This window comes from Gordonia sp. HS-NH1 (assembly GCF_001418765.1).
Classification (GTDB): Bacteria; Actinomycetota; Actinomycetes; order Mycobacteriales; family Mycobacteriaceae; genus Gordonia.
In genome coordinates this window covers 1-19865 of record NZ_LIYC01000044.1, presented here as the reverse complement: position 1 = coordinate 19865, position 19865 = coordinate 1, and the positions used below count along the sequence as shown (strand labels likewise).

22 protein-coding genes are annotated in these 19865 nt (G+C 69.0%); 17 read left to right on the top strand and 5 right to left on the bottom strand.

Features of this window, described 5'->3' with window-relative positions:
- Window positions 1-41 precede the first annotated feature (41 nt).
- The 4 genes from AMD30_RS20925 to AMD30_RS20910 all read left to right on the top strand — a co-directional run bounded on the left by AMD30_RS20925 (window position 42) and on the right by AMD30_RS20910 (window position 3778).
- Window positions 42-1292 carry an MFS transporter gene (locus AMD30_RS20925; RefSeq protein ID WP_055476955.1) on the top strand — a complete coding sequence of 417 codons (1251 nt, stop codon included), beginning with the start codon at window positions 42-44 and terminating at the stop codon, window positions 1290-1292.
- 38 nt (window positions 1293-1330) lie between these two features.
- A complete protein-coding gene (locus AMD30_RS20920) occupies window positions 1331-1561 on the top strand; it encodes a hypothetical protein (protein ID WP_010844264.1) in 231 nt (76 codons plus the stop codon).
- 174 nt (window positions 1562-1735) lie between these two features.
- Entirely contained in the window at window positions 1736-2878 is a 1143-nt protein-coding gene (locus AMD30_RS20915) for a flotillin family protein (RefSeq protein WP_035718094.1), read from the top strand.
- Between the two features lie 78 nt (window positions 2879-2956).
- Window positions 2957-3778, top strand: a complete 822-nt coding sequence (locus tag AMD30_RS20910) for an MBL fold metallo-hydrolase (protein ID WP_055476954.1) — start codon at window positions 2957-2959, stop codon at window positions 3776-3778.
- A gap of 111 nt (window positions 3779-3889) precedes the next feature.
- Here the strand turns inward: AMD30_RS20910 and AMD30_RS20905 are convergent, their stop codons facing one another.
- Together AMD30_RS20905 and AMD30_RS20900 are read right to left on the bottom strand one after the other, a co-directional pair.
- Complete coding sequence (locus AMD30_RS20905; RefSeq protein WP_004022089.1) at window positions 3890-4564, bottom strand: Crp/Fnr family transcriptional regulator; 675 nt, start codon at window positions 4562-4564, stop codon at window positions 3890-3892.
- A 183-nt stretch (window positions 4565-4747) separates the two neighbouring features.
- Window positions 4748-5011, bottom strand: coding sequence for a hypothetical protein (locus AMD30_RS20900; protein WP_014925136.1), 264 nt, complete (start codon window positions 5009-5011; stop codon window positions 4748-4750).
- A gap of 332 nt (window positions 5012-5343) precedes the next feature.
- Between AMD30_RS20900 and nth the strand changes: the two genes are divergently transcribed.
- The 4 genes from nth to AMD30_RS20880 are packed head-to-tail and all read left to right on the top strand — an operon-like array spanning window position 5344 to window position 8784.
- A complete protein-coding gene (nth, locus tag AMD30_RS20895) occupies window positions 5344-6033 on the top strand; it encodes an endonuclease III (protein WP_231632811.1) in 690 nt (229 codons plus the stop codon).
- Entirely contained in the window at window positions 6030-6761 is a 732-nt protein-coding gene (locus AMD30_RS20890; protein WP_055476953.1) for a TlpA family protein disulfide reductase, read from the top strand. The genes nth and AMD30_RS20890 overlap by 4 nt, the downstream gene beginning before the upstream one ends.
- Window positions 6758-7594: an NUDIX hydrolase gene (locus AMD30_RS20885; RefSeq protein WP_055476952.1), complete on the top strand. Its 837-nt coding sequence runs from the start codon at window positions 6758-6760 to the stop codon at window positions 7592-7594. Before AMD30_RS20890 ends, AMD30_RS20885 begins: the two co-directional genes overlap by 4 nt.
- Window positions 7591-8784: a MarP family serine protease gene (locus tag AMD30_RS20880; RefSeq protein WP_010844257.1), complete on the top strand. Its 1194-nt coding sequence runs from the start codon at window positions 7591-7593 to the stop codon at window positions 8782-8784. The genes AMD30_RS20885 and AMD30_RS20880 overlap by 4 nt, the downstream gene beginning before the upstream one ends.
- On the opposite strand, the gene AMD30_RS20875 is transcribed toward AMD30_RS20880, so the two are convergent.
- The 3 genes from AMD30_RS20875 to acs form a co-directional block, all read right to left on the bottom strand.
- Window positions 8699-9763 carry an alpha/beta fold hydrolase gene (locus tag AMD30_RS20875; RefSeq protein ID WP_035718084.1) on the bottom strand — a complete coding sequence of 355 codons (1065 nt, stop codon included), beginning with the start codon at window positions 9761-9763 and terminating at the stop codon, window positions 8699-8701. The genes AMD30_RS20880 and AMD30_RS20875 overlap by 86 nt on opposite strands.
- A gap of 3 nt (window positions 9764-9766) precedes the next feature.
- A complete protein-coding gene (locus AMD30_RS20870; RefSeq protein ID WP_014925140.1) occupies window positions 9767-10273 on the bottom strand; it encodes a phage holin family protein in 507 nt (168 codons plus the stop codon).
- Window positions 10274-10449: 176 nt separating this feature from the next.
- Window positions 10450-12390 carry an acetate--CoA ligase gene (acs, locus tag AMD30_RS20865; protein ID WP_055476951.1) on the bottom strand — a complete coding sequence of 647 codons (1941 nt, stop codon included), beginning with the start codon at window positions 12388-12390 and terminating at the stop codon, window positions 10450-10452.
- A 404-nt stretch (window positions 12391-12794) separates the two neighbouring features.
- Between acs and AMD30_RS20860 the strand changes: the two genes are divergently transcribed.
- The 9 genes from AMD30_RS20860 to AMD30_RS20820 all read left to right on the top strand — a co-directional run bounded on the left by AMD30_RS20860 (window position 12795) and on the right by AMD30_RS20820 (window position 19811).
- Window positions 12795-13550, top strand: coding sequence for a hypothetical protein (locus tag AMD30_RS20860; protein WP_010844253.1), 756 nt, complete (start codon window positions 12795-12797; stop codon window positions 13548-13550).
- Between the two features lie 951 nt (window positions 13551-14501).
- A complete protein-coding gene (gene ssd, locus AMD30_RS20855; protein WP_055476969.1) occupies window positions 14502-15563 on the top strand; it encodes a septum site-determining protein Ssd in 1062 nt (353 codons plus the stop codon).
- Window positions 15560-16768, top strand: a complete 1209-nt coding sequence (locus AMD30_RS20850; protein WP_055476950.1) for a TadA family conjugal transfer-associated ATPase — start codon at window positions 15560-15562, stop codon at window positions 16766-16768. The genes ssd and AMD30_RS20850 overlap by 4 nt, the downstream gene beginning before the upstream one ends.
- Window positions 16765-17619, top strand: a complete 855-nt coding sequence (locus tag AMD30_RS20845; RefSeq protein ID WP_055476949.1) for a hypothetical protein — start codon at window positions 16765-16767, stop codon at window positions 17617-17619. The genes AMD30_RS20850 and AMD30_RS20845 overlap by 4 nt, the downstream gene beginning before the upstream one ends.
- Window positions 17620-17630: 11 nt before the next feature.
- On the top strand, window positions 17631-18233 hold the full coding sequence (locus AMD30_RS20840; protein WP_055476948.1) for a type II secretion system F family protein: 603 nt from the start codon (window positions 17631-17633) through the stop codon (window positions 18231-18233).
- Window positions 18234-18267: 34 nt separating this feature from the next.
- On the top strand, window positions 18268-18642 hold the full coding sequence (locus AMD30_RS20835) for a VOC family protein (RefSeq protein ID WP_035718092.1): 375 nt from the start codon (window positions 18268-18270) through the stop codon (window positions 18640-18642).
- A gap of 148 nt (window positions 18643-18790) precedes the next feature.
- Window positions 18791-19051: a DUF4244 domain-containing protein gene (locus AMD30_RS20830; RefSeq protein WP_010844247.1), complete on the top strand. Its 261-nt coding sequence runs from the start codon at window positions 18791-18793 to the stop codon at window positions 19049-19051.
- Window positions 19051-19443, top strand: coding sequence for a TadE family type IV pilus minor pilin (locus tag AMD30_RS20825; RefSeq protein ID WP_035718081.1), 393 nt, complete (start codon window positions 19051-19053; stop codon window positions 19441-19443). Before AMD30_RS20830 ends, AMD30_RS20825 begins: the two co-directional genes overlap by 1 nt.
- Window positions 19440-19811, top strand: a complete 372-nt coding sequence (locus tag AMD30_RS20820) for an Rv3654c family TadE-like protein (protein ID WP_010844245.1) — start codon at window positions 19440-19442, stop codon at window positions 19809-19811. The genes AMD30_RS20825 and AMD30_RS20820 overlap by 4 nt, the downstream gene beginning before the upstream one ends.
- Window positions 19812-19865: the final 54 nt, after the last annotated feature.

Genomic DNA, 19865 nt, shown 5'->3' with positions numbered 1-19865 from the left:
AGGGGTTGGCGGAGGCAGGGGGCAGCGTCGATGCTGATCGGGTGAAGATCGACGTAGCCTCCGACCGCCTCGCCCCGCAGCGGCGAACCATCGTCTTGCTCTGCGTGGCCCAGGTCCTCGCCGGCTTGTCGATGGGCGGGGCATTGGCGCTCGGCGCGATCCTCGGTGAGGAGCTGTCGGGGACGGATTCGCTGGCCGGTCTGCCGACCACCGTGGTCACGCTCGGTGCGGCCGCCGCGGGCCTGCCGCTGGCGTCACTGGCGGCCGGGCGCGGCCGTCGTCCCGCGTTGACCACGGGTCTGCTGATCGCCGGATTCGGGACGCTGATCGTGGCCGTCGCCGTCGACCGCGGTTGGTTCGCGTTGATGCTCGTCGGTATGGCCGCGGTGGGGTCGGGCAGTGCGGTGAGTCTGCAGGCGCGGTTCGCCGCGACCGACCTGTCGTCGGCGGCCACACGCGGACGCGATCTCTCGCTCGTGGTGTGGACGACGATGGTCGGCGCGGTGATCGGACCCGCGGTGGTCCCGCTGGGTGCGACCGTCGCAGGCTGGTTCGCGATGGCCGATCTCTCGGGTCCGTTCCTCGTCGGTGCCGCGGGGTGTTTCGGAGCGGCGGCAGTGCTCTTCGTCGGCCTGCGCCCCGATCCGCTCGTCGTGGCGCTCGGCGAAGCCGGCGGATCGCGCACCAAGGTCTCTCTGGCCGAAGGCTTCTCGGCGATCGTGCACTCACCGCCGGCGAGAGCGGCGATGGCTGCGGTGGTGTCGGCGCACGCGGTCATGGTCGGGGTGATGGCGCTGACGCCGGTCCACATGCATCACGGGGGCGCCTCGGTGACGCTGGTCGGACTGTCGATCAGCGCGCACATCGCCGGGATGTACGCGCTCGCACCGGTGATGGGCCTGCTCGCCGATCGGGCCGGCCGGATCCCGGTGATCCTCGGTGGGCAGGCGGTGCTTGTCGTCAGTTGCGTCATCGGATTCGTCTTCGCGGAATCGCAGACGGGCCTCGTCGTGGCGCTGGTCCTCCTCGGTGTCGGATGGTCGGCATCGACGGTCGCGGCGTCGACGCTCCTGACCGACAGTGTGGACACCGCACGACGTGCACCGGCACAGGGTGTCTCGGACACCTCGATGAGTCTGGCCGGCGCGGCCGCGGGTGCGGTCGCCGGGATAGTCGTCGGGACCTTCGGTTACGCGGCGCTGGTCCTCGGGGCCGCAGTGGTCGCCGTGGTGACCGCGGCCTACGTCGTTCTCGACGGAGTCCGCGACCGGCGTCGGACCGCGATGGCCTAGGGTTCTGTCCACTGTCGGGCGATTCGAGGAGGCGTCGGATGTCAGTACCGCAACTCGTCGGACGCACCGGGACCGTGACGATGGCCATCCCGGGAGGCGAGCCCCTCGGCGAGGTCGAACTGCCGTTTGCGGGCGGAACCGAGCGGTTCCTCGCGCGGGCCGCCGGGCCGATCGGACTCGACGAGGCAGTCCTGGTGATCGCGGAGTGGCCCGGCCGCATCGTCGACGTCGAACCGTGGGCGCGGACCCCAGGACCCGAGCCCCGGTGAGCCGGCCCCACGCCATGTGAACAACCGATCGTGGCGAGCCGTTCGATGCGGCAGGATCTGAGTCCGACACACCCGATCGGTCACCTTGTCGCGAAGCAGGCGACACTCTGCCCGCTTCGCTTCCGCACTGCCAGACACGGCGCGCTCGACTCCGCCGACCACGAGGAGAAACCAATGCTCGGCTACTACGTTCCCGAACCCGACGAGGCGATGTTGATCTCGGGCGCCAAGTCCGACGCCGACAACGCGCCGTTCGTCGTGGTGGTGGGACACGGCAAATGGGTCATGCCCTTCTTCCGGAAGGTCCGATTCCTGTCGATGGCACTGCACGAAGCGACGATTCGTGAGGTCTGTGTGACCACGCAGGGAATACAACTGAACGTGCGGGCGGTCATCGCGCACAAGGTCGGCAACGACGTGGCGTCGATCGTGAATGCCGGGCAACGGTTCATCTCCGAGCAGGAGAGCGAGATGAACCAACTGACCGGACAGGTCTTCTCGGGCCATCTGCGCTCCATCGTGGGCTCGATGACCGTCGAACAGATCATCCGCGAACGCGACACCCTGGCCCGTCAGGTGCTCGACGCGTCCAAACGTGAGATGGGATCGATAGGCCTCGTCGTCGACTCGTTCCAGATCCAGTCGATCGACGACATGGACTCCGGTTACATCAACGCGCTGGCCGCTCCCAACATCGCCAAAGTGCAGCGCGAGGCCGCCGTCGAACGTGCTCGCGCAGACCAGGAGTCGGCCAAGGCGCAGCAGGAATCGCTCCGCAATCAGGCCGATTACGAACGGGAGACAGCGATCAAGCGGGCTGCGATCAAGGCCGAGACCGACAAGGCCAACGCCGAAGCCGCCCAGGCCGGGCCCCTCGCTCAGGCCCGGGTGAACCAGGAGGTCATCCGCGAACAGTCCGTGCTCGCGCAGGCGCAGGCCGAACTCCGTGAGCAGGAACTGATCTCGGAGGTCGTGAAGCCGGCCGAGGCAGAGGCGCTACGCCGTCAGATCATCGCCGAGGCAGAGGCCAAGGCGGTCGAGATCCAATCGGCGGCGGCAGCTCAACACAACCGGATCGCCCTCGACCAGCAGCTCATCGAAGCCCTGCCGACTCTCGTCGGCGAGGTCGCGAAGGGACTGAGCACCGCGAACCTCACGGTGTACAACGGCGCCGAGGGGGTCAACGAGATCATGACCGGCGTGATCACCCAGGGCGCCGCGCTGCTGCGAAGTCTGCAGGACCAAGTGGCGCCGACGATGGTCGACGGATCGGCCGATGAGCACCACGTGAACGGCACCCCGGTCCGCGAAAACTGACCAGGCGGTTCGGCCCGGCACGATCGGATCGTCGGGGTCCACCCGGGCGACCACGCCGAGTGGATAGGCTCGGAGACCATGAGCTCACCGAATGACGCCGCACCGACACACCCGGCCTACGGGGTGCTCCGGGAGGTGACCCCGTTCGCATCGGTCCTGTTGTGCGACAACTCCGGGATGATGGAACTCGACGGCACGAACACCTATGTGCTGCGCGCGCCCGACAGCGATGAATGCGTGGTCGTCGACCCGGGGCCGCCGAAGTACAAGCATCATGCCCGGCGCCTGGCCGAACTACCCGGGGTCGCACTGGTGTTGGTGACGCACCGGCACCACGACCACACCGGCGGAGTCTCGCGCCTGCACCGGCGCACCGGCGCTCCGGTGCGTGCTCGCCTCGAGAAGTACTGCCGCAGAGGCGCTCCGCTCCGGGATCGTGAGGTGATCGAGGCCGCGGGCCTACGGATCACGGTGCTGTTGACGCCCGGGCACACGGGAGACTCCGTCAGCTTCCTCGTCGAACACGACGGGCAGCGCGCGGTCCTGACCGGAGACACGATCCTCGGGAGTGGTACGACCGTGCTCGATCCCGCCGACGGTGGGTTGCGCGACTACCTGAACTCGCTGAACCGCCTCATCGTCGAAGGTGAAGGGGCGTCGCTGCTCCCGGCGCACGGCCCGGACCATCCCGACCTGGGACCGGTCGCGCGGTACTACAAAGCTCACCGTGAGGAACGGATCGACCAGATCGTCGCGGCCCTCGACTCGATGGGGGTGTCGGCCCGCGAAGCGAAGCCGATGAAGGTGGTGCGCATGGTGTACTCCGACGTCGACAAGAAGCTGTGGCCCGCCGCGCGGATGTCGGTGAAGGCGCAATTGGAGTATCTGCGAGAGGCCTGACACGACGAAGGCCGCCGGCTCATCGGAGCGGGCGGCCTTCGTGTGGTGCCTGTGTGCCTGGTCCCTCAGGAGCGCGCTGTCTACCTGTCCCCTGAGGAGCGGGCGCAGCTGTCAGCGTGCGCGGCGCGCCAGACGCTCGGAGTCGGCGATGAGGACGCTCTTGCCCTCGAGTCGCAGCCATCCGCGCTGGGCGAAGTCGGCGAGGGCCTTGTTGACGGTCTCGCGCGACGCCCCGACCAGCTGTGCGATCTCTTCCTGGGTCAGGTCGTGGGTGACGCGCAGGGCGCCGCCCTCCTGGGTTCCGAAGCGCTGTGCGAGCTGCAGGAGCTGCTTGGCGACACGACCGGGGACGTCGGTGAAGATGAGGTCCGCGAGGTTGTTGTTGGTGCGGCGCAGGCGACGTGCCAGCACGCGCAGCAGCTGCTCGGCGATCTCCGGGCGGTCCTTGATCCAGGCCTTCAGCGCGTCGCGGTCCATCGACACCGCGCGCACCTCGGTGACGGTCGTCGCGGACGATGTACGCGGACCGGGATCGAAGATGGAGAGCTCGCCGAACATGTCGGACGGTCCCATGATCGTCAGCAGGTTCTCGCGTCCATCGGGGGAGCGGCGGCCGACCTTCACCTTGCCGGACATGATGATGTAGAGCCGATCGCCCGGTTCGCCTTCGTGGAAGATCACATGTCCGCGAGGGAAGTCGACGGGCTGAAGCTGCTTGGTCAGCGCCGCCACGGCGGAAGGCTCGACGCCTTGAAATATGCCCGCCCGCGCCAGTACTTCTTCCACCTAGGGAACCTTTCTCGAAATCTTTGCTACAGCCACGCGTCAGATCGCGCCCTTGGACACGCTACCCCGCGCACAAGCATATGTGTTGGATGGGTCACTGGAAGCTCATTGCGCGTGTGTCCGATCGTCGAGCTGCCGACGCGATGTCCGGGGGCGAGACGACGGCTGACCCGCAATGACCGATCAGCTGGCCCGTTGCGGCGACTCGGTGTGGCCGGCGACGGCCGACTCGTGACGGGTGACGCGACGGTCGCGGAGTTCGTCGAGAGCCGCGGGCATCCCCTCGCGGGCGAGGGTCTGGACGTTCTGGGCGTCGGCCGAGTCGAGGAAGTCCTCGACCTCGTCGCGAGAGACCGCCGAGCGGTCGATCCGGGACTGGACCTTGTCCATGCCCATGGCGAAAAGCATGAGTACAGCCGGGAACAGCAGCGCCGCGAGACCGTGCATGGGGACCAGTAAACACAATGGACCCGCCGGGATCCTCATCCGGAGGGCCGCCGTCACTGACTTGTTACCTGACCGTAGGTTGTGGGTCGGCTGTGCGGTGTGGCCGTTCCCTGGGCCTCCCGGAGGGTATGGATGCCGTTCTGAACTGCGGAAACGCGGAGTCTGACCGCGCTGTCACGGTCGGGCCGCGGGGTCGGGCGCCTGTGGAATCGGGATTGGCGGAGTACATCGCTAACCTGAATCAGGTGAGCGCACGCAAGACTGCGACCGCGGGACCGGCCGTGGCACGCAAGCAGGAGACCCATCTCGGATTGGTCCGGCGTGCGCGGCGGATGAATCGCACCCTCAAGGTCGCCTTCCCGCACGTGTACTGCGAACTCGACTTCACCGATCCGCTCGAGCTCTCGGTCGCGACGATCCTGTCGGCCCAGTGCACCGATGTGCGCGTCAACCTGACCACCCCGGCGCTGTTCGCCCGGTACCGGACGGCCGCGGACTACGCCGGTGCCGACCGCACCGAACTCGAGGAGATGATCCGTCCGACCGGCTTCTACCGGAACAAGGCGAACTCGATCATCGGGCTCGGCCAGGCCCTCGTCGAGAGGTTCGACGGGGAGGTCCCGAACAACCTCAAGGACCTGGTGTCGCTGCCCGGTTTCGGACGGAAGACCGCGAACGTGGTGCTGGGCAACGCCTTCGGTGTTCCCGGCATCACCGTCGACACCCACTTCGGCCGCCTGGTCCGGCGCTGGCAGTGGACCGAGGAGACCGATCCGGTGAAGGTCGAACACGCCATCGGCGAGCTGATCGAGCGACGCGAGTGGACGGACCTGTCGCACCGGGTGATCTTCCACGGCCGCCGCGTGTGTCACGCACGCAAGCCCGCCTGCGGTGTGTGCGTCCTCGCCAAGGACTGCCCGTCGGTGGGGACCGGCCCGATGGACAAGGCCGAGGCCGCCGCCCTGGTGAAGGGTCCGGAGACCGAGCATCTTCTCGCGTTGGCAGGGGTCGTCGCGCCGTGAACGACACCACAGACACCGAGACCGCCGGGAGCGAGGCGAGTCCGTCGTCGCGGAAGGATTCTCGTTTCCCGCCTGCCGCGCGGTGGACCGCCGTCTTCGTGATCGTGATGATCGCGCTGATCGTGGCGATCTGGCCGCGCGGCGGCGAGCCGGCGCCGATGTCGAGCGCGCCGCCGTCGGCGAGTGGGACCCGCCCGATCGACGCCCCGGTCGACGAGGCGCGCGTGGCGGAGGCGCGGAAGGCCGCCGCTCTACCGGATTGCCCGGTCACGGGTCTGCCGGAGTCACCCGATTCCGTCCTCGCGGGCGTCGTCGAGCCCTGTCTGGGCACCGGTGCGCCGTACGACCTCGGTGCGGCGACGGCGGGTCGCCCGCTGGTGATCAATGTGTGGGCGCAGTGGTGTGGTCCGTGCAAGACCGAGTTGCCCTACTTCGAAGAATTCGCCGCTCGTGCCGGCGACCGGGTCACCGTGCTGGCCCTGCACGCCAAGGAAGGCGGCAGCAATCCGTTCTTCCCGTTGACGCTGCTCACCGAGATCGGAGTCCGTTTGCCGTCCGTGCTCGACCTCGACGGGAAGGTCGCCGCGGCCATCAGCGCGCCGCGGGTGTTCCCGTCGACCGTGTTCCTGAGACCCGACGGCTCGGTGGCCGAGGTCTATCCCGGGGTCTTCGACAGTCCGGAGGAGATCGCGGACTCGGTGGCCGAGCACCTGGGCGTGCGGATATGAGCGGGCGTCGCTCTGCCGACGCCGGGCCGCTGGTCTCGCGCGCGGAGATCCCGCCCTGGCTACGAGCCCTCACCGACGACGTCAGCGCCGTCACGAGGAGTGTCGACGGTCGCGGCGGCGACCGGTCGCGCTGGGCGTCGATGCTGCCGACGAAGTCGCGGGCGGCGGCGGTACTCATCCTGTTCTCCGGCTCCTGGGAGGCGGCCGACGACCATCCGGGTGGTCTGCCCGCGGACGCCGAGGTGCTGCTGACCGAGCGTGCTCCGACGTTGCGCCAGCACAGTGGTCAGGTGGCCTTCCCCGGCGGTGCGGCCGATCCCGGCGACGACTTCCCGGTGGGCACAGCGCTTCGCGAGGCGGCCGAGGAGACCGGTCTCGACGCATCCGGGGTGAGCATCCTCGCGACCCTCCCCAGCTTTCCGGTCGGGGTGTCGGGGTTCGACGTCGTCCCGGTGATCGGCTACTGGCACCGTCCGAGCGAGGTGCGCGTCGTCGACGAGGGAGAGACCGCCCGAGTGGACCGGATCAACCTGCGCGAGATGCTCGACCCGGGCAACCGGTTCCAGGTCCGGCGAAAGGCGGTGGGCATCGTCTACAAGGGCCCGGCGTTCTTCGTCGACCGTCTGCTCGTGTGGGGATTCACCGGTGGGCTCGTCGCCGCCATCAGTGAGGTGTCCGGCTGGGACCGTCCGTGGGACTCCGACGACGTGCGTTCGCTGGAGAAGATGATCGAACTCGCCGGCAGCCGTCAGGAGTCCGGGTTCGCCGAACTCCACCACGACGACCGGGAGGTCGTCGACGCCACCGATGTCGAGTCCGGAGGCTCGCGATGACCGGCTCGACCTGGGTCGACGTCATCGTGATCGCCATCGCGCTGCTCGCCGCGGCCAGCGGTTACCGATCGGGTGCGGTCGCCTCGGCGCTGGCGTTCATCGGCGTCGCACTGGGTGCCGTCGCCGGCCTGTTGCTCGCGCCTCGCCTGATCGAACAGTTCGACGACCTGCAGGTGCGGGTGCTCGCCGGGATTCTGGTTCTGGTCGTGCTCGTCGTCGTGGGCGAGGTGGCGGGCATGGTCCTGGGACGTGCGGCACGCGGTGGTATCCGGTCGCCCGGCCTGCGTGCTGTCGACAGCGGCGTCGGTTCGCTTCTGCAGGTGGTCGCGGTGTTGCTGGCCGCCGGTCTGCTGGCGATCCCGCTGCGGGAGTCGGCCGATCCGGCGATCGCCGGGGCGGTGCGTGACTCCAAGGTGCTCACCGGCGTCGACACGGTGTCGCCGCAGTGGGTCGACGACCTGCCGGACGACTTCAAGGCGCTCCTGGACAGTTCGGGGCTCCCGAAGTTCCCGTTCGTCAGCACTCCGTCGACGAACGTCGATCCTCCCGATCAGGCGCTGGCCGAACTGCCGGTGGTGACCCAGGCCCGGCCCAGCGTCGTGAAGATCGAGGGTGTGGCGCCGAGCTGCCGGCAGGCGCTGGAGGGCAGCGGGTTCGTCGTGTCTCCCGAGCGTGTCATGACCAACGCGCACGTGGTCGCGGGTACCGAGCGGCTGGAGGTGCAGACCTCGACCGGGGCACAGCTCCCCGCGCGGGTGGTGCTCTTCGACAGCGAGAACGACATCGCGGTGCTCGACGTCCCGGGCCTGCGTGCCCCGGCCCTGCGGTTCGCCTCGCGACCCGCATCCACCGGGGACGACGCGATCGCCCTCGGCTTCCCCGAGGCCGGACCCTTCTACGTGAGCCCCCTGCGGGTGCGTGCGACGTTCTCGCACACCGGCGACGACATCTACCGCACCGGGCAGGTGACCCGCGAGGTGTATGCCGTCCGCGGACTCATCCGGCAGGGAAATTCGGGTGGGCCGCTGCTCAACTCGGACGGCGAGGTGCTCGGAGTGGTCTTCGGTGCGGCCGAGAACGCCGCCGACGAAACCGGTTTCGTGCTCACCGCCCGTCAGGTGCGCTCCGACTTCGACGAATCCGAGCGGCGAAGCGAACGGGTGAGTACACAGCGCTGCGTCCTCGCCTGACTTTCCGGGCCGGTCGGCGAGGGCCGTCCGCGGTCGGTTCGGGCTCGTGGCGTAGGAACTCGAGGACGTACTCGGTCACCGCGGCCGGTTGTTCCTGATGGACGAAGTGACCGCTGTCCTCGACCTGCCGGTACATCTGGTGCGCCGCCCAGCGGTGGCTGTCGGCCATCGCGTGGTCGAGGATGTACGGGTCGTCGCGGCCGCGGAGGGCGAGCACGGGGAGGTGCAGCCGCTGATCCATGAGCTCCATGAAGCGGGCGCCGTCGGGTCGGAACTGTGAACGGAACGCCCAGCGCCGGTACTCCAGGCTGCAGTGGGCGACGTTGGGGATCAGCATGGCCGACCGGTTGAGTTCCACGGTGTGCGCGTAATCGGGCTGGGCTCGCCAGGAAGCCGACGACCGTTCCGCGAAGTAGTCGGACACGAAGGCCGCGTCGTCGCGGGTGATCTGTCGTTCGCCGAACCGGGGGATCTGGTTGCGCAGGAACAACGGCAGGAACCGTGCCCGCTGGGTCTTGTCGCGCAGTACGCGTCGGCGGAGGGCACGGGGGTGCGGGGACGCGATGACGATGATCCGGTCGACGACTCGTGGGTGCAGTGTGGCGGTCGCCCAGCAGACCAGTCCGCCGTCGGAATGCCCGATGAGGGTGGCGCGGGTGTGCCCGAGCGCGCGGATGAGTCCGTTGGTGTCGCCGGCCAGGGTCCAGCCGTCGTAGCCGCGTGGGGGCTTGTCGGTGTCGCCGTAGCCGCGCAGGTCGACCGCGACGGCGCGGAAGCCGGCCTCGGTGAGCGCGGTCAGCTGATGTCGCCAGCTCCACCAGAATTCGCCGAAGCCGTGGAGCAGCAGCACAAGCGGGCGGTCGCCGGCGGGGACGCCTGCGGGCGCAACGGCGTGGAACCGGACTCCGTTGGCGCGGACGTCGAAATGCTCCCAGTCGCCCGGGAGTCGAACGCTCGAGGGGTCAGGCTCCTCGCTCACGGATCACCCTTCGCGGGCGGGCGGGATTCTCGGGTGCGAGGTCTCGTGCTCTGCGTGACGGTTCGGCAGGACGGTCGGCAGTTCGTTGACCGATTCGATCGTCTTCTTCGGTCCCCGAACCCGTTTGAAGAACAGATAGCCCACAAAGGCCGCGATCAGGGTGACCGTCACCAGGATGAGGAACACGATGAGGAATGCCAGCCAGCGCCAGACCCACTCGTCGAGCAACTCGGCGAGGAAGAAAAAGAAGAAGAAGCTGGAGTACAGCGCCATCACACCGGCGACGATCAGCAGCCCCGTGCCCGCGCCGGCCTTCTTCGCCTCGGTGACGAGTTCGGCCTTGGCGAGCGCGACCTCGGATCGGAACAGGGTGGAGACGCTGGTGGTCGCGTCCTTGACCAGGCTTCCGATCGTCGGCTCACCGTTACGGCCGGCATTGGCGTCGGAGAGCGGGATCGACGGGACGGAGTCCCGGCCCGCGTCGGGCAGGCCGTGCTCGTTGGGGCTCACAGAATCCTCCGTTGTTCGGCTGATGGCCATATGTTGCCATGCGAGCGCCGCTGACGTGGCGGCCCACCCATGGGTGCGTCGGGGAGTGCCCGAACGTGCGATGCGCCACCGGCGGGAGTTCGCTGGTGGCGCATCGGGTCAGGACAGCCCCGCAGGGGACGGTCGTCCGGGCGGGATCAGGCCTTCTTCGCGCGGATGGCTTCGAAGACCGACGGGTCGACGAGGGTGGAGGTGTCGCCGAGTTCGCGTCCCTCGGCGACGTCCTTGAGCAGGCGGCGCATGATCTTGCCCGACCTCGTCTTGGGCAGTTCGGGCACGACGTTGATCTCGCGGGGCTTGGCGATCGGCGAGATCTCCACCGACACCTGCTGACGCAGTTCGGCGATCAGCTGGTCTCCGGTGTTCTCCACGCCTTCACGCAGGATGACGAAGGCGACGATGCCCTGGCCGGTGGTCTCGTCGGCGGCGCCGATGACCGCGGCTTCGGCGACACCGGAGTGGCCGACGAGGGCCGACTCGACTTCGGCGGTGGAGATGCGGTGACCGGAGACGTTCATGACGTCGTCGACGCGTCCGAGGACCCAGAGCGCGTGGTCCTCGTCGTAGCGGGCGCCGTCGCCGGCGAAGTACCAGCCCTGCTCGGCGAAGCGCGACCAGTAGGTTTCGCGGAAGCGCTCCTCGTCGCCCCAGATGCCGCGCAGCATCGACGGCCACGGCTGGTCGAGCACGAGGTAGCCCTGCTCGCCGGCGCCGACGGGGTTGCCCTGGTCGTCGACGATGTTGGCGCTGATGCCGGGCAGCGGTTTCATCGCCGAGCCCGGTTTGGTCGCGGTCACCCCGGGCAGCGGCGAGATCATGATGGCGCCGGTCTCGGTCTGCCACCAGGTGTCGACGATCGGCGCGGAGTTGCCGCCGATGACCTCGCGGTACCACTTCCAGGCTTCGGGGTTGATCGGTTCGCCGACGCTGCCGAGCAGCCGGATGGTGGAGAGGTCGTGGGCGTCGGGGATCTCGCGTCCCCACTTCATGAAGGTACGGATCAGCGTCGGGGCGATGTAGTAGATGCTGACGCCGTACTTCTCGATGATCTCGAAGTGGCGGTGTTCGTTGGGGGAGTTGGGGGTTCCCTCGTAGACGACTTCGGTGGCGCCGTTGGAGAGCGGGCCGTAGACGAGGTAGGAGTGGCCGGTCACCCAGCCGATGTCGGCGCCGCACCAGAAGACGTCCCGGCCTTCTTTGTGGTCGAACACGTAGTGGAACGAGTAGCTGACCTGGGTCAGGTAGCCGCCCGAGGAGTGGACGATGCCCTTGGGCTTACCGGTGGTGCCCGAGGTGTAGAGCAGGAACAGCGGGTGCTCGGCGTCGAACGCCTCGGCCTCGTGGGTGTCGGACTGCTCGTCGACGGTGTCCTCCCACCACACGTCGCGGCCTTCGACCCAGTTGAGGTCGGGGTCGTGGTTGGTCCGACGGACCACGAGAACCTTCTCGACCGACTTCGCGGCGTCGTCGCCGGTGCCGAGCGCCTCGTCGACCTGGGTCTTCAGCGGTGCCGGCTGGCCGCGGCGGTACTGCCCGTCGGTGGTGATCACGAGCTTGGCCTCGGCGTCGTCGACGCGCGAGCGTAACGCTCCCGAGGAGAAGCCGGCGAACACCACGGAGTGGGTGAGTCCGAGGCGGGCGCAGGCGAGCATCGAGATCAGGGCCTCGGGGACCATCGGCATGTAGATGGCGACGCGGTCGCCCGCGACGAGTCCGATGGACGAGAAGTAGTTGGCCGCCTTGCTGACCTCGGCGAGCAGCTGGCTGTAGGTGAGGTCCCGGGTGTCGCCGGGTTCCCCGACCCAGTGGATGGCGACTCGGTCGCCCTTACCTGCGGCGACGTGGCGGTCCACGCAGTTGACGGCGACGTTGAGGGTGCCGCCGACGAACCACTTGGCGAAGGGGGCGCCGGACCAGTCGAGGGTCGTGGTGAAGTCGGTGGCCCAGTCCAGCCTCCGGGCCTGTTCGGCCCAGAACTCGAGGCGATCGGCATCAGCATGGTCGTACATCTCGGCGGTGCCGTTGGCCTGGGCGGCGAACTCGTCGGAAGGTGGGAATGCCTGGACGGTGGAGGACATCGGTGAGAAGGGCCTTTCGCTGTCGACGGCGGTCACTCAACAGTAAGGTGACCCGACGTCAGTACGGGGAAACAGTGTGAGCGTAGTCACGTCGACGTCGACCCAGGAACCGTCCCGTATGCGAACGCAACCGATTCGCGACGAACGGCCGGTGGGTGACGACGAACGGTAGGACGCCCGTCGGCGGCGACCGGAGTCGGCGACGCTTCGTTTCAGCCGGGCGACTGACTCGGCGGTACGAACAATAGGCCGCACGGAATTTCGAAACGGCGACTAACAATGAGGGTTCATTAATTCCGGATTCGAGGGAACGGGGAAGCGCCTCTGGCCTCTGTCGCCGCCGTACCGCGCGAGACCGAGGGTGTCCTGGAAGAGACGGCCGTCGACGCAACTATCGTCGGTTCGTGACCACCGACCCATTGTTGCCCCTGCTGGAGCTACCCGGCGTCTCCTCGGCTGCCGATCGCGCACGTGACGCCCTCTCCGCGGTCCACCGGCACCCCGCCAACCTGCGAGGATGGGACAAGACCGCCACCGAGGCCTCGTGGCGGGCCGGTCGCTCCTCGGCCGCCATCGACGGCGGAAGCGTCGAGCTACGGCGTGACGGCGACTTCGACGACCCGATCCTCGCGGGCGCGATGCGGGTGTCGCAGGCACTCGACGGCGACTCCCTGGTCACGATGACGTCGGTGATCCGGCGGGCGCCGGCCCAGGCTCTGGCGCGGCTGCACACTCTCGCCGCCGCCGACCTCGTCGACGACCCCGATGAGCTCGGGCGGCCACGGAGTGGGACGGATGTCGGTGAACGTCTCAATTTGTTGGGGCAGTTGACAACCGGGGCGACGTCGGTTCCGGCGCCCGTGCTCGTCGCGGTGGTCCATGGCGAGCTGCTGGCCATGAATGCCTTTCCGACCGCCAACGGCGTCGTCGCCCGCGCCGCGTCTCGGCTCGTCGCCGCCGCCACCGGGTTGGACCCGCACTGCCTCGGCGTGCCGGAGGTGACCTGGTTCAAGCGGGTCGGCGAGTATCGCACGTTGGCGACGAGCTTCGGGACAGGTACCGAAGCCGGCCTGCGGGACTGGATCGTGTTCTGCTGCGAGGCTCTGGAAGCCGGTGCGGCGGAGGCGAAGTCGATCGCCGACGCGGCACGGGCGGGATAGCGGTCGGGGTTGCGCATCTGTCCCGGACAGCGCTGCGGGCGGCCGCCGGCGTCGTAAACGACGCGGTTGCCGCCCGCGTAGCACGGACTCAAGTTACCAAGCGTGCTTGGTGGGTTGTGGTTACCGCCTCGGCGATTGACCGCGAGTCGGGATTGCGGACCGTCCACGTGCTGCCAGCTGTGTGCCGTTCCTCCCGGGCCTGGCGCCTCAGGGGAGGAAGGCGATGGCGCAACGAGTGTGGCGGTCGGTCGTCCTGACTGCGATGTCGCAGGCGCACAACACTTTTGCCATATGCGGCGTGCTCCGCGTGGGTGCTTGCCGCCCGTGCTGGGAAGTGCTCGGCGTGGGGGTCCGTTCCTTCTCTTCCGGATCGAACTTGGCCTTCCGAGTTTCCGTAACCACTGTTCTACACCGTGATGCCGGTCACATCAAGCGTTCGGTGTCGGAATGTCGGACAACTTGCGTGCTTCAGCGAAAAATGTTGTTGCCCAGTGGGTTCGGAGGAGGAATGGGTGCGTGGGGGTCTGATCGCGCACGATCCCGGCCCGCGGGGTGGTCAAAGGGGACGTTGCAAAGACGTTGCGTACTTTCCGCGCCGGAATCGCGTTTCTCGGATAACGCCCAACTCGGATTGCCCATTCGCGCATCTTGTTACCCTGGAGTAGAACGGACATTCGCGAAAGCGATTGTTGTGCTTGCAAAGAATCCGAATCCGTGTGTATAGTCATCCTTACCCGGTTCTCATACCGGTGCGTTTCAGCCCGACCCCCCGGGGCTGAAACGTGACGACCCCGGCCTCCTCCCCCCCTGGCCGGGGTTGTCCTCTGTCTGGGGTCTTTTCTACCCGTGGAACGCGCTGAGCGCGGCACGTTGTCCACAGGCTTCGGCCCCATCCCCAGACCGCCGGAGTCCCACCGGTCGACGGGCTCCTCCGGCCGCATGATCGTCCGCATGCCCGACGAACTCCTGGTTCTCGTAGATCCCGACCTCCACGACGATGTCGCGCGGTGCGCCGCGGCGGCCGGCTACCTCGTACAGACGGCACCCGCCGATGACTGCCGGCGGGAATGGCTGACGGCCCGCGCCGTGGTCGTCGACCCGCCCGCCATCGCTGTCCTGAGCCGCGTTCGCCCGCCCCGCCGGCCCGGTCTGATGCTGGTGAGTGCAACCGAACCGGGTGCGCACACGTGGCGGATGGCGATGGACCTGGGCGCCGAGGACGCGTCGACGCTGCCGGCCGAGGAGGGACGCCTCGTCCGGGTACTGACCGGGTGCCGGGTACCGCGACGCCGCCCGGCCGGCGTCGTCGCGGTCATCGGGGCCCATGGCGGTGCCGGGGCCTCGACACTGGCCGCCGCGGTCGCGCTGGCATCGGCCGACGCCGGCTCGCCCACGTTGCTGCTCGACCTCGACGACATGGGCGCGGGTGCCGACCTCCTGCTCGGCCTCGAACGTCGTCGAGGGCTGCGATGGCAGGATCTCTCGCTCGACGGTGGGGTCGTCGGCGGAACGGCACTGCACCAGGCGCTGCCGAGTGCGGGCGACGGTCTCGCGGTGCTGACCTCTCAGCGCCTCCCGGCTGCCGGGTTGAGTGTCGAGGCGGTCACCGCGGTCATCGATGCCGGCCACACCCACGGTGATCTCGTCGTGCTCGACCTGCCCAGATGCGACAACCCGGTGGTGCGCGCGGCGATCGCGTCCACCGACGTCGTGGTCGTGGTGACCACTCCCACCGTCGGCGGATGCGCCGCGGCCCGGCGCATCGTCGATCGTGTCGTCGGCGACGAGGTGGCCGTCGAGCTCGCGGTGCGGGGCCCCTCGCCCGGCGGTCTGCGCCCACAGCAGGTCGCCGACGCGATCGGACTGCCGCTGCTCGCCGCGTATCGACCGGAGCCCCGCCTGGCGGTGCGGTTGGAGGGCGGCCCGCTGCGGCTGCGACCTCGCGGTCCGCTCGGTCGTGCGGCACGAACGGTGTACACGAGGGTCGCCGAGCGCGGACGGCTCGCGTCATGACGCGTTCCCGAACGGACGGCCAGGCCGACGAGGCGTTGCTGGACCGGGTCCGCTCGCGCCTGGCCGCCGACGCGGCCGACCCGAGTCCGGCGGTCATCGCCGACGCGATCCGCGCGGAGGCCGGGGGAGTGCTCGGTGACACCGACCTGCTCGCCGCACTCCGATTCCTGCAGACCGAACTGACCGGGGCGGGCAAGCTCGAGCAACTCCTCGCCGAACCCGACATCGCCGACATTCTGGTGTCCGGACCCGACGAGGTGTGGGTCGACCGCGGTTCCGGACTCGAGTCGACGACCATCCGATTTCCGGACGAGGCATCGGTACGACGCCTCGCGGGTCGGCTGGCACTCGGCGCCGGGCGCCGTCTCGACGACGCACAGCCCTGGGTGGACGGGCAGTTGTCGAACGTGGGGCGCCGCGGGTACACCGTGCGGCTGCACGCGATCATCCCGCCACTTGCCGCGGATGGGACCTGTATCTCGTTGCGGGTCCTGCGGTCGGCGTCCAAGGACCTGCCGAGCCTCGTCGACAGCGGCGCGATCCCGACCGAGGTCGTGCCGGTCATCGCCGACATCCTCCGGAAGCGCCTGGCCTTCCTGGTGATCGGCGGCACCGGAACGGGGAAGACGACGCTGCTCAACGCGCTGATCGGTGCCATGGATCCGCGCGAGCGGGTCGTCTGCGTCGAGGACGCCCTCGAACTCGCCCCGCGGCATCCGCAGGTGGTGCGGCTGGTCGCGCGGGCGTCGAACGTCGAGGGTGTGGGCGAGGTCCCGGTACGGACCCTGGTCCGGCAGGCACTTCGGATGAGACCCGACCGGATCATCGTCGGGGAGGTGCGCGGTGGTGAGGTCATCGACCTCCTGACGGCGCTGAACACCGGGCACGACGGAAGCGCCGGGACGGTTCACGCGAACTCGACGTCGGAGGTGCCGGCGCGCATGGAAGCGCTTGCCGCACTGGGAGGTATGGCTCGCGACGCGCTCCACAGTCAGCTGGGTGCCGCGCTGCAGGTGGTACTCGGGGTGGCACGGAACGCAGGCGGCACACGAGGTCTCGTCGAGATCGGGGTCGTTCGCCGGAACGACGCAGGGCGCGTGACGATCGTGCCGATCTGGTTGCGCGACAGGGGGTTCACCGCTGATCGTCGACACTTCGACGCGCTGGTCGCCGCCGGTGGGCCGGTGTCGGGGGATGGTCGATGATGTCGACGCCGGCCGCGGTCGCACTGGTGCTGGGCACCGCGGGTGTCGCGGTGCTGATGTCCGCACCGCCTCGGGCGACCCCCCGGCTCCTCGCGGTGTGCGGACACACCGCACCTGCGTGGTCGTCGACACCGGCCGTGCTGCTCCCGATGACGGCGCCGTTCGGTGCCCTCCTGGTGGGCGGGTTACCGGCCGCCGTCGCGGCGGGGATCGTCGTGACGATCGTGCTGTGGGTCCGCCGACGGCGACTGGCCGAGAAGCGACGTGATCGCCGGATGGACGAACTGCTTCTCGCGTTGTCGTTGATGATCGCCGAACTGTCGGTCGGCGCACCGCCGGTGCGGGCCTGTGAGGTCGCGGTCGCCGAACTCCGTCGTCGTGATCCGGGTGATGCGGGCTCCGGGACCGGGATCGCGGACGGGCTGGAGGCGATGGCTTGTCGTGCCGCACTGGGCGGTTCGGTGATCGACCCGGCGTCCGGGGCCGACGTCCGCGTGGGCGGGGAAACGGACGGGGAGTCGTGGCGTCGCATCGGAGTGGCCTGGCAGATCGCCGACGATCGCGGTCTGCCGATGGTCGACCTCCTCGGTGCGGTGCGTTCGGATCTGCAGGCCCGGCGGGGTTTCGCCGATCGAACCCGGGCCGGACTGTCGGGGCCACGGGCGACCGCAGCGGTCCTGGCCGGTCTGCCGCTCCTGGGGATGGCGCTGGGACAGGCAACGGGTGCGGGACCGATCCAGGTCCTCCTCGGCGGAGGGCTGGGTGGCATTCTGCTGATGGCCGGGTGCGGCCTGGTGGCTGCGGGCATCGGCTGGTCGGAGCGCATCACCGGAAAGGTGCTGGCGCATTGACCCCCGGTGGGATGACGGGTGCGGCGTGTTCGGCGGTCCTGCTCGCCGCGGCGCTGTGGATCTGGCCCGCGCCCCGGTGGCTGTTGTATCGCGTGACCGAGCCGCCGACACCCCCTGCTCGCACGCCGCGGTGGCTGGGTGCCGGGCCCGCCCCCGACGACCCGTTCGCGATCGCGTCGTCGTTCGACCTGTTCTCGGTGTGCCTGCGCGCCGGGTTGCCGGTGGGGACCGCGGCGTCGGTGGTCGCCGAACGCGCGCCGGCCTCGATGGCCGGCCCACTCGCGCACGTCGCGGACCTGCTGCAGCTCGGGGCCGATCCGGACGCGGCATGGTCGGTCCTCACCGACGGGGGCGAGTCGTCCGACGACCATCTCGATGCGCTCGCCGCGATGGCCCGCCGTTCGGCGCGGGCCGGCTCGTCACTTGCGGGCGGACTCGCCGAACTCGCCGAGGACGTGCGGCGCCGGGCGCACGACGACGCCCTCGCGGCCGCGGAGCGGGCAGGTGTCGCCATCAGCGGCCCGCTCGGACTGTGCTTCCTCCCGGCGTTCATCTGCCTCGGCATCGTCCCGGTCGTCGTCGGGCTCGCCTCGACGGTTCTGGGTTCGGTCTGACGCACTGTCGGTACACCGACGCACAATGGCCTCCATGAGCGACTCGGGATCTCGACACCACGCGATCGACTACATCGAACTCACCGTCACCGACGCCGCCGAGGCGAAGGCCTTCTACGCCGCGGCGTTCGGCTGGGAGTTCAACGACTACGGGCCCGCGTACGCCGGGATCGTGAATCCGGGCGGCCCGGATCTGCCCGAGGTCGGTGGCCTCGCGACGAGCGACACCGCCGCCGTTCGCGGTGGCCCGCTCGTGTTGCTCTACTCCGACGACCTGGACGCCACCGCGGAGCAGGTGCGTGCCGCGGGCGGTGAGATCGTCAACGGGCCCTACGCGTTTCCCGGCGGCCGCCGGTTCCATTTCACGGACCCGAGCGGCAACGAACTCGGGGTGTGGTCGACCTCGTAGCCGACCTCCGGCCGGGTCTGCGCGCAGGCCCGGCATGGTCTCGAAATCCGAGGGATCCGAACCGGGACGCGGTGCGTCCAAGTAGCTGTAACACCACACGTACTTGCCACACCGTTTCCCGCGGTTCCATCGACTCCCAGGAGAGACCATGTCACGCATCATGTTCCGGACTCACGACGACACCCCTGCCGCTGCGGGGCACGATCGCGGCGCCACGATCGGACGTCTCGGCGCACACATGACCAGACTCATGACCGACGAGGAAGGAATGTCGACCGCGGAGTACGCGATCGGGACGATCGCCGCGGCCGCCTTCGGTGCGATCCTCTATACCGTCGTCACCGGAGACAACATCGTGAGTGCGTTGACCGGCATCATCGGAAAGGCTCTCAACACCTCGGTCGGCTGATGAGTCGTCGGAATCGGTTGAGACGCTTCGTCGCCGACGAATCGGGGATGGTGACCGTCGAGGCCGCGTACGCCGTCGCGGCGATCGTCGTCATGGTACTGATCGCCGTCGGCGCCATCGCCGCGGTGACCACGCAGATCCGATGCACCGACGCGGCGCGCGAGGTGGCGCGATTGTCCGCCGCGGGAGATGCCGCGGCGCGAGAGGCTGCGCAACAGCTCGCCGGAGACGATGCCCGGGTGTCGATCTCGGCCTCGGACGAGCATGTCGTCGTCGAGGTCCGGTCAGATGTGGCGATGCTGCCGGGGTTGACGATCTCGGCGCGGGCAGTGGCGGCGAAGGAGCCGACAGGTGCCGACGAGGTGGTGTTCGCACCCGGGGTCGGACCGTGAGGGCCGGTCGGGGTCTGGTCGCCGACGACGATGGTCACGCGACGGTGCTGGGTGCGTTCGTGATCGCGGCGTTGGCCGGTGTCCTCGTGATGGTGATCTATGTCGGGGGTGCTGTGCTGGCGCGTCATCGGGCCCAGTCGGCTGCCGATCTGTCGGCGCTGGCCGCGGCAATCGATCATGTCGCCGGTGAGGTGGATCCGTGTGCGTCCGCGCGAGACCTGGCCGGGCGGCAATCCTCCGGCGCCGAACTCGTCGGGTGCCGCATCGTCGGGGAGGACGTGGTGGTGACGGTACGGGTGCCGGTCGAACTCGGGAGCTTCGGAACGAACGACGCGACGGCACAGGCCCGGGCGGGATCCGTCGGCTGAGTCGACGTCAAGTCGGCGACTGCTGACGCCGGACCTAGCTGTACTGACCTGAGA

Coding starts and splice junctions, on each gene's coding strand:
- AMD30_RS20885 (WP_055476952.1), top strand. CDS start 6,758: ATGAGCGGGCGTCGCTCTGCCGACGCCGGGCCGCTGGTCTCGCGCGCG.
- AMD30_RS20880 (WP_010844257.1), top strand. CDS start 7,591: ATGACCGGCTCGACCTGGGTCGACGTCATCGTGATCGCCATCGCGCTG.
- AMD30_RS20915 (WP_035718094.1), top strand. CDS start 1,736: ATGCTCGGCTACTACGTTCCCGAACCCGACGAGGCGATGTTGATCTCG.
- AMD30_RS20830 (WP_010844247.1), top strand. CDS start 18,791: ATGTCACGCATCATGTTCCGGACTCACGACGACACCCCTGCCGCTGCG.
- AMD30_RS20850 (WP_055476950.1), top strand. CDS start 15,560: ATGACGCGTTCCCGAACGGACGGCCAGGCCGACGAGGCGTTGCTGGAC.
- AMD30_RS20835 (WP_035718092.1), top strand. CDS start 18,268: ATGAGCGACTCGGGATCTCGACACCACGCGATCGACTACATCGAACTC.
- AMD30_RS20845 (WP_055476949.1), top strand. CDS start 16,765: ATGATGTCGACGCCGGCCGCGGTCGCACTGGTGCTGGGCACCGCGGGT.
- nth (WP_231632811.1), top strand. CDS start 5,344: ATGAATCGCACCCTCAAGGTCGCCTTCCCGCACGTGTACTGCGAACTC.
- ssd (WP_055476969.1), top strand. CDS start 14,502: ATGCCCGACGAACTCCTGGTTCTCGTAGATCCCGACCTCCACGACGAT.
- AMD30_RS20920 (WP_010844264.1), top strand. CDS start 1,331: ATGTCAGTACCGCAACTCGTCGGACGCACCGGGACCGTGACGATGGCC.
- AMD30_RS20900 (WP_014925136.1), bottom strand. CDS start 5,011: ATGCACGGTCTCGCGGCGCTGCTGTTCCCGGCTGTACTCATGCTTTTC.
- AMD30_RS20825 (WP_035718081.1), top strand. CDS start 19,051: ATGAGTCGTCGGAATCGGTTGAGACGCTTCGTCGCCGACGAATCGGGG.
- acs (WP_055476951.1), bottom strand. CDS start 12,390: ATGTCCTCCACCGTCCAGGCATTCCCACCTTCCGACGAGTTCGCCGCC.
- AMD30_RS20910 (WP_055476954.1), top strand. CDS start 2,957: ATGAGCTCACCGAATGACGCCGCACCGACACACCCGGCCTACGGGGTG.
- AMD30_RS20840 (WP_055476948.1), top strand. CDS start 17,631: ATGACGGGTGCGGCGTGTTCGGCGGTCCTGCTCGCCGCGGCGCTGTGG.